We start from the raw sequence: 11,688 nt of genomic DNA, 5'->3' as shown, positions 1-11,688 counted from the left end.
AGTCATGGGGTTTGTTGGCTGATCTGGTTGCCGCGAATGATTTCCACCGCACGCCTGGACACCGCGCCTGCACTGGCGCTGGCAGGTGCTTTTTGCGCGCTGCCCAGGGCGAGTTGAGTGAACTGGAAGAGCTGGCTGTTGGCGCGATCCAGGTGCGCGGGCGATTGCGCTTCGCCGGCCCAGTATTTGGCCAGCCGTTGTTCTTCGCTGCTGCGCACCGCGAGACGCAAGGTGCCGACTTGAGTGGCGAGCATCAGGCGGCTAAGCAGTTGTTCCGGCACCGCCAGCACCACGGTGCGGGCGGCGATGCGGCGCTGGTCCTGTTTGAGTTTTTCTTCGGCGCTGAGGTTGGGGGATGCCGGTTGGCCGTCGTTGGTCAGGCCGTACTGATCACCGATGCCGAGCACGCGCAAAGCCGGAACGGCGATCTGCGCCGACTGCTGCAGATTGCTCGCGTCCTCGCGCAGATACAGCAGCACATCAACGTAATCGCCCGGCAGCAACTGTCCGGCGGCACCGATCACTTCATCGACGGCCACGGTCAGTGCGCGCTCGTCGCGGCGAATCATCCGTGCCAGCGCACCGCCGGCCCGGAAGCTTTCGTCATTGAGCCAGGTGCCGGCGCTGAGGTGGCGCCAAGGCGTGCGGCCGACTGCTTGTTCGATGCTGGTCAGGCTGCCGGCCGGTGCGCTGCGCAGTTTTTCCACGGTCACATCGGTGGCGGTCAACGGCGTGAACGGCGCTACATCGTGGAGCAGCACCACCACCGGTTGGCGGGTCTGGTCTTCGGCAATCGCGACAGTCTGTTCAATGCTGACCGCTGGGGTGACGGGCGCCTCAGCGACCGGGGCCGGCTGACGACTGAGCACCAGCCCCCAGTAACCGACAAAAACCGCGCCGAGCAACAGCAACGCGGCAAGGCCCATGGTGACGCGACTGTTCATGACGGCTCTCCCTTTCCTGCTGCACAACCGACTGCATTTGCTTGCGAAAGGCGGACTGCTTCGGCAGCTATGAACATGCAACTATTTCGCTATTTCCAAGCTAGCTGATCCAAGCAAAAGCGCCATTAATGACAGGCAAATAACCCACCAAAGTGTGAGTCCCGGCCAATTAACAGCAGGAAATGGCCGGGACACATTGGGATTAATGCTTTGTGATTAATGCGTTCTTACAGTTGTTGGGCGGGGGTTTGTTGACAATGCTCAAGTGGCACGGTGGAACCATGCCGCGGTGGTGATGTCGGCGCCAGAGGCGCGAAGGAGTGGACCTATGTTTCGTATGACTTTTGATTATGTGATCGCCAGGGCTCGCGCGTTTGCCCGCAGTGAAGAGGGTGCTTCGGCGATCGAGTATGCGATTGTGGTGGCGATGGTGGCGGTGGTGGTTGTGGCTTTCGTTAGCCCGCTTGGCGACAGGGTGCTGGCGATTTTCAACAATGTTCTGACGTCGCTCGATGGTACGGCTGTGGCTCGGCCAACACCCTGAGGCTTGTGAACACTGCGTCTGGCTGATATCGCACTACACTGGATTTATCTTTCAGTATTCAGGTATTGCCTATGAACGCGCCTTCGTCGTCCCGCCAACAACTGCTTCTGGTTGATGATGAAGAAGACGCGTTGCTGGAGTTGGCGGAGTTGCTGGAAGGGGAGGGGTTTGTCTGTCATACCGCGACGTCGGTGAAGCTGGCGTTGCATCTGTTGACCCGGCATCCGGATATTGCTTTGGTGATTACTGATTTGCGCATGCCCGAGGAGTCGGGCATGTCGTTGATCAGGCGGCTGCGTGAGCATACGTCGCGCGAGCATTTGCCGGTGATTGTGATGTCGGGGCATGCGGATATGGAGGATGTCAGCGATATGTTGCGGTTGCAGGTGCTGGATCTGTTTCGCAAGCCGATTTATCACGTGAGGTTGTTGGAGACTCTCGATAATTTGTTTCCCAAGCCTCGGGTTGAGGCTGGGTGACTCGGCGGCCTTTGGGCCGACCGTGTTGGTGGGGGTTTGGTGAATATCCGTTGCTGCGGGGGTTGCTGATTACGGTTCCGCCCTTACGGCGGGTCACCTTTTTCAAACGCCAAAAAGGTAACCCAAAAGGCTTGCTCCTACGTTCGGCCCTCGCAGGCTCGGGTTCCTTCGCTCCGGGACTGATCCGGGCGCAGCGGCTCCGGTTTGCTTCGCTGCACCTCCTTCCGCTGTGTCTGGCTGCGCCAGACGGTCGCTGCGCTCCCACGCCCGGATCAATCCCTCCACTCAGCCTTCCGACGTCGCCGGTGGATCAAGATCAAGAGCACGCGAGCTTGCGCTCATTGTTGAGTGGGGCGGCTTCGCCGCGGGCAGCTGCGCTGCTTTGCTTTTGTGGGAGCGAGCCTGCTCGCGAAGGCGGCCTGCCAGCCAACCAATTTCTTCCTGATGTACATCAATCCTGTGGGAGCTGGCTTGCCAGCGAAGGCGGCCTGCCAGCCGACCTGTTTCTCACTGATGTACTCGATTCAAACTGTGGGAGCGAGCCTGCTCGCGAAGGCGGTCTGCCAGCCGACCTGTTTCTCACTGAACGCACCCGATCGAACTGTGGGAGCTGGCTTGCCAGCGAAGGCGGCCTGCCAGCCGACCTGTTTCTCACTGAACGCACCCGATCGAACTGTGGGAGCTGGCTTGCCAGCGAAGGCGGCCTGCCAGCCGACCTGTTTCTCGCTGATGTACTCGATTCAAACTGTGGGAGCGAGCCTGCTCGCGAAGGCGGCATGCCAGCCGACCTGTTTCTCGCTGATGTACTCGATTCAAACTGTGGGAGCGAGCCTGCTCGCGAAGGCGGTCTGCCAGCCGACCCATTCCTGCCTGATGCACATCAATCCTGTGGGAGCTGGCTTGCCAGCGAAGGCGGCCTGACAGCCGACCTGTCTCTCACTGAATACCCGCGATCATAACTGTAGGCGCGAGCCTGCTCGCGATAGCGCCCTGCCAGCCAACCCATTCCTGCCTGATGTCCATCAATCCTGTGGGAGCTGGCTTGCCAGCGAAGGCGGCCAGTCAGTCAACAACGCTCTGCCTGACTCACCACCTGCGCAACCAACCTCTTGCTCTTGTCACTCCGGCACAAGCCTGTCCAATACGCGGTTCACCGCCAGTTCGCCCAGCATGATCACTTGCTGTATTCCCAACAGGGAGCTGCGCTGCGGTCCATCGATAAATCCGGCCAGGTCGCTGGCCATGATGCTCGCCGAGGCCAGTGATTCGCAGGCATGCACCAACAGGGTTTCGTTGTCCGCAGCCGGGTCGACGAGGAACAGGGTGCTGGGTTTGCGCGGTGCGGCGGGGTCTTTGATGAGGCGGGGGTTGAGGTAGTAATCGATGGCGCGGTCGGCGGCTTCCTTGAGCTTTTGCGCTTCGACGAGCGGGTCGGCGAAGGTTGGGTCGGCAAGGGGTGGATCGGGCGTTATCTTTTTCACGGGCTCAGTCTCCTGATGGAGTAGGGCCGCAACCGGTTCGCGACTAAACGAAAGGGAGGCAGCTGCACGCAGGTTAGTCGACCGATGAGCCACGAAATCGGCGCGCCCGAAGGCGCCCTGCGCACAGCCACCATCAAGTGCAGGTATGCAATACCTGGCTGACAGGAACCTGTGCGTCGTGGACAAGCGGGCGACTAAACCCGACCACTGATGAGCAGTGGCAGGCAAACGATAGAGCCCGCGCCCCAGGCGCACAAGCCGGCGGATTCTGGCGTAGCTGTAGGCAATGGCGCAAGGATTTGTGGGCCGTTGCGAGGTAACGGGGCGTGTGTTTAAACGGCTGGTTTAAGCGCTGCGATAAATCGGTTGAATAGCCGAACACTTTCGCGAGCAGGCTCGCTCCCACAGGGACGGCGGTTGTACTGAGGAACCGTGAACACCGCCGCATCTGTGGGAGCGAGCCTGCTCGCGAAGGCGGTGCGTCAGTCAAAAAAATCCTGGCTGACACACCGCTCGGCCATCACAACTGATAACTGAAACTGATGCTGTACCGCGGCTTGCGGTTCAACGTGTCCAGCGCTTCATCGGACATGGCCTTCGCCACTTCCAGGGCGACGTTGTAGTACTTGGCATCGCCGAACCTCAGTCCGAGCGCGGTAGATGACAGGTTGTTGGCCTGCACCGGCAGTTGGTTGAACCAGCTGCGCGAGCGGTCGACGACGACGTAGGGTTGCAGGATGCGCACCCAGTTGCCGTCGCGGTTGAAGCTGTAGTTGACCTCGTAGGCCACGCCCCAACCCTTGTCGCCCGAGGCCTGGTCGTCGGGGTAGCCACGGCCGAAGTTCTGCCCGCCGAATACGGCGCGTTCGCTGTCGGGCAAGGTGTCGTCGCTCCAGTACAGCGCCGCGGAGAGCACGCCTTGCCAGTTGTCGAGGAACTTGTCGCTCTGCACGCCGGACAGTCTGACGCGGAAGAAATCCAGGTCGATGTCGTCGTAGTTGGTGTGCGCGCCGAGGCTGTCGAAGCCCTGGTAGACGCCGGCACTGAGGATGCGCAGTTGGCGGGCGTCGGCCTTGCGCCAGTCGCCTTCGAAAGCCAGGGCGCGGACGTCGGTGCGCAGTTCGGTGCTGAAGGGAAAGTTGATGCCGTCATAGCGCGTCTTGTCGTCGACCGCATACAGGCGCGAGCCGGCGGTCAGCAGTTCGTTGGCGGAGGCGATCAGGGGCGTGCTGAAGCCGATCGAGTAGCGATCGTTCTCGCGGTGGGTACTCAGGCGTCCGCCACCGCCCACCAGCACTTCGGTGTCCGGGTCGGCGCGGTAACGCGAGGCCGAGACGTTGAGTTGGGTGCCCTCGGTATCGAGGAACTGGCTGTAGTCGAGACGGTAGTAATGCTCTTTGTCGTCGCCCGGTGGGAACAGGCCGCTGAGGCTCAACTGTTCGCCCATCGACGTCTGCGAATTGCTGCTGACACCGAGCAATGCCTGTGGGCCGTTGCGGTTGTCTTCGGTGGTGCTCAGGGTGCTGGTGAACGGTTTGCGACTGGCCTGGGCAACCAGGGTGGTCGCGCCATCGGTGGTGCCCGGCGGTGGCACTTGCGCTTGGATGGTCACCCCGGGAATGCGGCTCATCAGCGTGGTGTAGCGCTCGAAGGTCTTGCGCGTCAGCGGGCGTTCGGCCTGGATCTTGGCGGCGAGTTTGTCGAGCAGGCCTTTGACCCGGCCGATGTCGCCCTGCATCTGGATATCGCGCACGTAGCCCTCGACCAGCACCACCCGCGCCACGCCGTCATCGAAGTTCTGTTGCGGCAGGAACGCGTAGGACAACAGGTAGCCGTCCTGCTGATAGCGACGGGTGATGTTGCGCGTGGCTTCGATCAGTTCGGCCAGGCTGGCCTGGCGGCCGATCAGGGGCTTGTAGATTTCCGCGAGTTCGTTGAGCGGGTAGATCGTGCCGCCTTCGATCTGCACGGTCTTCAGGTTGACCTTGGTTTCCATCAGCAATGGCTGCGCGGCGGTCGCACCCGGGTCGGGCACTTGCAGCGGCGCCGCGCTCGGCCGATAGGCGTCGGCGGGCAGGTTGGGTACGGGCAGGTTGCGGATGGTTTCGTTGCTGTTGAGAAAACTGGGCAAGGTGTCGGCGAGGGCAGCGGAACTGAGGCTCAGGCACAGCAGGGATGCCAGTACGCGCATAGGACACTCCATGGTCAGAACACAGCACAGGGCAGGTTTTTCCTTAGAAAAAAGGCGGAAGACTCGTGGGAATCTTCCGCCCTCAACCAAGCGTAGGCGCTGTAGGTAAGGCCGTCGAATCGGCCAGGTGCAATTCAGCGTTTGTTGCCGCCCAGCGCGCCGGTCAGGCCGCCGAGTACCCCGCCCAGACCGCCAGTTGTGCCGCCAGTGGCAGTGCCGCTGTTGACCAGACCACCGACCGCTGCCACGGTGCCGCCAACGTTGGTGACCAGACCGCCGACGGCAGTGGTGACCGGATTGTTGGTGGCGGCAATCGCCCCGCCGATATTGCCGACTGCGGCGCCCACCTGACTTGTGATACCCGCGACCGGCGTGCCGAGACCGGTAGCGGCGCCGACCTGTTGAGTCACAGTGGTGACTGCGCTGGTGACCGGATTGAGACCCGCACCGACGGCGGCGCCGACGCTGGCCAGCGGCGAGGTGGTTGCAGTGATCGGAGTGCCCGAGCCACCGAGTACGGTGTTGATCGAAGCAATCGTGTTGCCCAGCCCGCCAGCAGTGACGCCGCCGGCACTGACTACACCGCTGGTGCTGCCGGCATTCAGACCGCTGCCGACGTTGACCACCGCACCCCCGACGGTTTGCAGCAGGCCGGTACCGCCGAGGCCACCACCGATGCCGCCGATTCCGCCAGTACCCGAGCCAGTGCCATTGGACACCAGACCGCCCGCTTTGCCGACCGCCGTGCCGGTGTTGCTCAGGGCGCCGCCGAGGGTGTTGGTCAGGGCATTGCCGCTGCCTGCGTCGGTAACTTTGCCGCCGAGGCTGTTTACCGTTGCGCCGACTTTCGCAATCGTCCCTTTGAGCGGATCACCCAGGCCGGTGGCATCACCGAGTTTGTCGGTGGTGCTTTCGACCATGGCGATCACCGGCACCAGACCGCTGCCGAGCTTGTTGGTCAACTGGCTGGTCGGGCCGCTGGTCAGTGAGGTGTTGAGGGTGTCGCCAAGCATGGTGACTTTTTCACCGATGCCATCGACCAGCGGCACTACTTTGGTGACGACGCCACCAACCACGGGAACGCTACGGGTCGCTGTGTTGAGTTTGACGCTGAGGTCCGACACGCCGTCGCCAACATCGGAAACCACACCGCCAACCGAGGCCGCTGTGGTGGTCAGGCCATTGGGATCAGTGGCCAGTTTGCCGATGCCATTGCTGACACCATCGCCCAAGGTACTGACGACGTTGCCGGTGGTGTTGGCCAGGCTTTGCACGATACCGCCAGCGACTGGAACCGTGCTCAGCGAATCGCCGATCTGGCCGACGCCATCGCCGACACCGCTGACGGTTTTGCCGACATCCTGAACAAGTGTTGTGGTCACCAGCGAAGGTGCAGCGGGATTGGTCGGGTTGGTGGGATCGGTCGGGTCTGTCGGATTGGTTGGGTTGGTCGGATCGTTGCCGCCGCCGGTGCCGCCAGTGCCACCGGTTCCGCCACCGGTTCCGCCGCCGGTGCCACCAGTGCCGGCAGTATCGCCGCCGGTTCCGCCGCCCGCTCCACCGCTGCCATCGGTGCCCGCCGTGCCGTCCGCCGTCGAGCTGCCCGAACTGCTGCGATGACCGCCACCGCCGCTGCTGCAGCCGCCAAGGCCAAGGGAGAAAATCAATGCCAGCGCGATTGCCGATTTGCACCACACGTCTTGAGTTTTCATGATTGAGATTCCTGCACCTTTCACAACCTTACGTTGCCTTCGATGGCCCGCCGATCTGTCGTCGGCGATGCCTCGTCCGTGGCTGTAATCTCAGTCGATGGCAGGTTTTTCACCATTCTCAAGTTGGTATTAACCCCTTTATATAGAGGGCCCGGCGCAATGCCGAAGGACTAATACCCAGGTAATAAACGGGCAAAAAAAAGCCTTGATATTCAAGGCTCGGTTTTTTCCAAAGCGGCGGGCAGGGCGCGGAAAAACTTAAGTGATATACACACAATTAACGGGTTTTTCCGCCCCGCCAGATCAGGCGATCGGTTGCCACTGACCGACCATATGTTCCAAGTCGCCGGCACCGACCAGGCGCAACTCACCGCTGGAGCCCGCGGCACTGGCCAGCAATGTCACTTCACTGGGCAGGCGCACCGGTTTGCGAAAGTGCACGGCGATTTCCAGGTTGGCTTTGGGCAGGTGATCGGAGAGTGCCGCCAGTGTCCGCGCCTTGTTCCACAGTCCATGGGCAATCGCGGTGGGAAAACCGAACAGTTTGGCGCTCGCCGCACTGAGGTGAATCGGGTTGTAGTCGCCGGAGACTTTCGCATACTGGCGACCGATATCGGCCGGTGCAGTCCAGCGCGTCACCTCAAGCAAATCCTGCGACGGCTGCCAGTCCTGTGCCAGCGCCTCGCCCTCGAGTTTTACCCCGCGACAGAGCATCCGGCTTTCGGCTTCCCACAGTGGCCCGAGTTGATCGTCCAGGGTAGTGAGCAGATCGAACGTCGCGCCCTTGGCATGTGGTTGCAGGTTGTGCACACGCACGCTGACTTGCGCGCGGCTGATCGCGCCCATCGGCCGCAGCACGCGGATGCGGTTGCTCAGGTGAATCAGCCCCAGCAGCGGGAACGGAAAATCCTTGGCCGTGAGCAATTGCATCTGCAAGGCGAAGGCAAGGATGTGTGGATAGGTCGGCGGCAGCAGGCCGTCATCGACGAAACCGCAGACTTTGCGATAGGCCGACAGCCGTTTGCCGTCGATATCGACCCAGCAGCGCAGGCCGCTGTCGGACAGTTGCGTGCCGGTGATTTTGCGTCGCGTCGCCGCCCGCGAGTACAGCGCGGGCAGGCTCGGTTCGCGATCCAGCGTGTGCCATTCGATGCTCATGCTCAAGCCCCCAGAACGCTTTGCCCACAGACCCGCAACGCCTGCCCGGTGAACGCGCCCGTGCCCGGTTGCGCCAGCCACGCCACGGCTTCGGCGACGTCTTGCGGCAAGCCGCCCTGGCCCAGCGAACTCATGCGCCGCCCGGCCTCGCGCAGGCCGAACGGAATGTGCGCAGTCATTTGCGTCTCGATGAAACCCGGTGCGACGGCGTTGATGCTGATGCCGCGCTCCAGCAGCGTTGGCGCCCATGCCTGGGCCAGACCGATCAGGCCGGCCTTGCTCGCCGCGTAGTTGGTCTGCCCGCGATTGCCGGCGATGCCGCTGATCGAGGCGAGCAGGACCACCCGTGCGTTGTCGCGCAGGGTGCCGCTGTCGAGCAGCGCCTTGGTCAGCACTTGCGGCGCATTGAGGTTGACGGCCAGCACCGCGTCCCAGAATTCCGGGGTCATGTTGGCCAGGGTTTTATCGCGGGTGATGCCGGCGTTGTGCACGAGGATGTCGAGGCCGTCGGGCAGCTGTTCGATCAATTGCACGGCGGCGTCATCGGCGCAGATATCGAGGGTGATCGCACGTCCGCCCAAGCGGGCGGCGAGAGCCTCGAGGTCGGTCTTGGCCGGCGGTACGTCGAGCAGAATCACCTCGGCGCCATCGCGGGCGAGGGTTTCGGCAATCGACGCGCCGATGCCGCGCGCGGCACCGGTGACCAGCGCTTTGCGTCCGGCAAGTGGGCGCGTCCAGTCAGTCACTGGCGTGGAGCACGCGGTCAGGCGAATCACCTGACCGGAAACGAATGCGCTTTTCGGCGAAAGGAAAAATCGCAGCGGGCCTTCCAGTTGATCTTCGGCACCTTCGCCGACGTAGATCAGCTGCAAGGTGCCCCCGCCGCGCAGTTCCTTGGCCAGTGAGCGCGAGAAGCCTTCAAGTGCCCGTTGAGCACTGGAAGCGAACGGATCGATCAGGGTTTCCGGCGCGCTACCGAGGATCACCAGATGCGCGCTGTGGTCGAGGTTCTTTATCAATGGCTGGAAGAATTCGCGCAGTTGCTTGAGCTGGTCGGTGTGCTGCAGGTCGCTGGCGTCGAACACCACCGCTTTGATTTTCGGCCCGTGGCCGGGGATCCACGCGGTGGCCAGCGAGGGCTCGGCGCCGTAGCTGTAGATTGCATCGGTCAAGCGATTGGCAAACCCGCTGATCCGTTCGGCCAGCGGCCCGCCACCGATCAACAGGGCGCCTTCGATCGGCCGCAGACGCCCCGCCTCCCAGCGTTCCAGCCGCACCGGCGACGGCAGGCCCAAGGCCCCGACCAGACGATGGCCGAAGGATGAGTTGGCGAAGTCGATATAGCGGTCAGACATGGAACGCTCTCCAGAAGTTGGGGTTCAAAGTGTGGACTGCCTACGGCAATCAATCGTTCGATCGCCGCAATAAGGCCTACGCTGGTTTAGCAGAGTAGACCACTGACCCTGTGGGAGCGGGCTTGCCCGCGATAGCGGAGTGTCAGCCGCTGAAGGGTTGGAAATGCCGCCCCCATCGCTGGCAAGCCAGCTCCCACAGGTTTCCATGTGAATCCGCAAATTCCACAGGAGTTATCCATGACCCAGCTGCGCCGCGTCGCGATCATCGGCGGTAACCGCATCCCTTTCGCCCGCTCCAACGGGCCGTACGCCACCGCAAGCAATCAGGCGATGCTCACCGCCGCGCTGGAAGGCCTGATCGAACGCTACAATCTGCACGGCCAGCGCATCGGCGAAGTGGTGGCGGGCGCGGTGCTTAAATTGTCACGGGATATGAACCTGACCCGCGAATGCGTGCTCGGCTCGCGCTTGTCTCCGATGACACCGGCCTATGACATCCAGCAAGCCTGCGGCACCGGTCTGGAAGCGGCGCTGCTGGTGGCCAACAAGATCGCCCTTGGCCAGATCGACTGCGGCATTGCCAGCGGCGTCGACACCACTTCCGATGCGCCGATCAGCGTCAGCGAAGGCCTGCGCAGGATTCTTCTGCAGGCCAACCGCGCCAAGAGCACCGGCGACAAACTGAAAACCCTTTTGCAGTTGCGGCCCCAGCATCTGATTCCCGAATTCCCGCGCAACGGCGAGCCACGCACTGGCCTGTCGATGGGCGAGCACTGTGAGCTGATGGCGCAGACCTGGAATATTCCTCGCGAAGAACAGGATCAACTCGCCTTTGAAAGCCACCACAAACTCGCCGCTTCCTACAGCGAAGGCTGGCACAACGATCTGATGACACCGTTTCTTGGCCTGACCCGCGACAACAATCTGCGCCCGGACCTGACCCTGGAAAAACTCGCCACGCTGAAACCGGCGTTCGAGAAAAGCTCCAAGGGCACGCTGACGGCGGGCAATTCTACGCCGCTCACCGATGGCGCTTCGGTGGTGTTGCTGGGAAGTGAGGAATGGGCCAAAGAGCGCGGCTTGCCGATCCTCGCTTATCTGCGCGACGGCGAGGCGGCGGCGGTGGATTTCGTCAACGGTGCCGAGGGCCTGCTGATGGCGCCGGTGTACGCCGTGCCACGCTTGCTGGCGCGCAACGGCCTGACCTTGCAGGATTTTGATTACTACGAAATTCACGAAGCCTTCGCCGCGCAGGTCTTGTGCACGCTCAAGGCCTGGGAAGATCCCGAATATTGCGAAACCCGCTTGGGTCTCGACGCACCGTTGGGGTCGATTGATCGCAGTCGGCTTAACGTGAAGGGCAGTTCGCTGGCGGCGGGGCACCCGTTTGCTGCGACGGGCGGGCGCATTGTCGCGAATCTGGCAAAACTGCTGGATGCGGCAGGCAAGGGCCGAGGGTTGATCTCGATCTGTGCAGCGGGCGGGCAGGGTGTCACCGCGATCATTGAACGCTAAGCAGTATTCCAATGTGGGAGCGAGCCTGCTCGCGAAGGGGGCGTGTCAGTCGCCATCATTTTCTGCTGACAGACCGCTTTCGCGAGCAGGCTCCCACAGGGGCTTCGGTGCATGTGCATGTCAGATTCTGTCGCAAATGCCCTTGCCGGCCGATACCAATCAATGCCACGGTCTCGGCTATGATTCGCCCGGGTCGCTGCGATTGATCCGGCACAGTGTGTGCATCCTCAAGGTTCACAGGTCGGCAACCCCTCCCCGTCGGGCGAGGATTGCCGTATAACGAGTGACATTCGCGTGTTTGGTAATAAA

The 11,688-nt window shown here is 62.3% G+C and carries 10 protein-coding genes; 4 read left to right on the top strand and 6 right to left on the bottom strand.

The window, feature by feature from the left end; genetic code table 11:
- Window positions 1-2: 2 nt before the first annotated feature.
- Window positions 3-944 carry a Flp pilus assembly protein CpaB gene (gene cpaB / locus ACMYUN_RS11310; protein WP_415763731.1) on the bottom strand — a complete coding sequence of 314 codons (942 nt, stop codon included), beginning with the start codon at window positions 942-944 and terminating at the stop codon, window positions 3-5.
- Between the two features lie 337 nt (window positions 945-1,281).
- Between cpaB and ACMYUN_RS11305 the strand changes: the two genes are divergently transcribed.
- The 3 genes from ACMYUN_RS11305 (at window position 1,282) to ACMYUN_RS11295 (ending at window position 2,888) form a co-directional block, all read left to right on the top strand.
- Window positions 1,282-1,488 (top strand): Flp family type IVb pilin, encoded by a 207-nt coding sequence (locus ACMYUN_RS11305; RefSeq protein ID WP_415763969.1) that lies wholly within the window; start codon window positions 1,282-1,284, stop codon window positions 1,486-1,488.
- A 71-nt stretch (window positions 1,489-1,559) separates the two neighbouring features.
- Window positions 1,560-1,967: a response regulator gene (locus ACMYUN_RS11300; RefSeq protein WP_310403722.1), complete on the top strand. Its 408-nt coding sequence runs from the start codon at window positions 1,560-1,562 to the stop codon at window positions 1,965-1,967.
- A gap of 390 nt (window positions 1,968-2,357) precedes the next feature.
- Complete coding sequence (locus tag ACMYUN_RS11295; protein ID WP_415763730.1) at window positions 2,358-2,888, top strand: hypothetical protein; 531 nt, start codon at window positions 2,358-2,360, stop codon at window positions 2,886-2,888.
- 197 nt (window positions 2,889-3,085) lie between these two features.
- Here the strand turns inward: ACMYUN_RS11295 and ACMYUN_RS11290 are convergent, their stop codons facing one another.
- The 5 genes from ACMYUN_RS11290 to ACMYUN_RS11270 all read right to left on the bottom strand — a co-directional run bounded on the left by ACMYUN_RS11290 (window position 3,086) and on the right by ACMYUN_RS11270 (window position 9,864).
- Window positions 3,086-3,448 (bottom strand): DUF6124 family protein, encoded by a 363-nt coding sequence (locus ACMYUN_RS11290; RefSeq protein ID WP_129998110.1) that lies wholly within the window; start codon window positions 3,446-3,448, stop codon window positions 3,086-3,088.
- A 520-nt stretch (window positions 3,449-3,968) separates the two neighbouring features.
- Window positions 3,969-5,639, bottom strand: a complete 1,671-nt coding sequence (locus tag ACMYUN_RS11285) for a POTRA domain-containing protein (protein WP_122699971.1) — start codon at window positions 5,637-5,639, stop codon at window positions 3,969-3,971.
- Window positions 5,640-5,773: 134 nt separating this feature from the next.
- The gene (locus ACMYUN_RS11280) at window positions 5,774-7,351 is read right to left on the bottom strand and encodes a collagen-like triple helix repeat-containing protein (RefSeq protein ID WP_415763729.1); all 1,578 of its coding nucleotides are present in this window, start codon (window positions 7,349-7,351) and stop codon (window positions 5,774-5,776) included.
- A gap of 303 nt (window positions 7,352-7,654) precedes the next feature.
- Window positions 7,655-8,509, bottom strand: a complete 855-nt coding sequence (locus tag ACMYUN_RS11275; RefSeq protein WP_415763728.1) for a MaoC family dehydratase — start codon at window positions 8,507-8,509, stop codon at window positions 7,655-7,657.
- A gap of 2 nt (window positions 8,510-8,511) precedes the next feature.
- On the bottom strand, window positions 8,512-9,864 hold the full coding sequence (locus tag ACMYUN_RS11270) for a 3-oxoacyl-ACP reductase (protein WP_415763727.1): 1,353 nt from the start codon (window positions 9,862-9,864) through the stop codon (window positions 8,512-8,514).
- 237 nt (window positions 9,865-10,101) lie between these two features.
- Between ACMYUN_RS11270 and ACMYUN_RS11265 the strand changes: the two genes are divergently transcribed.
- On the top strand, window positions 10,102-11,379 hold the full coding sequence (locus tag ACMYUN_RS11265) for an acetyl-CoA C-acetyltransferase (RefSeq protein ID WP_415763726.1): 1,278 nt from the start codon (window positions 10,102-10,104) through the stop codon (window positions 11,377-11,379).
- Window positions 11,380-11,688: the final 309 nt, after the last annotated feature.

The sequence above is a fragment of the Pseudomonas sp. CP4 genome, from assembly GCF_047758505.1.
In the GTDB taxonomy this organism is placed as follows: domain Bacteria; phylum Pseudomonadota; class Gammaproteobacteria; order Pseudomonadales; family Pseudomonadaceae; genus Aquipseudomonas; species Aquipseudomonas fluorescens_AO.
The sequence above is the reverse complement of the archived record's forward strand: the minus strand, read 5'-3'. Positions and strand labels throughout refer to the sequence as shown.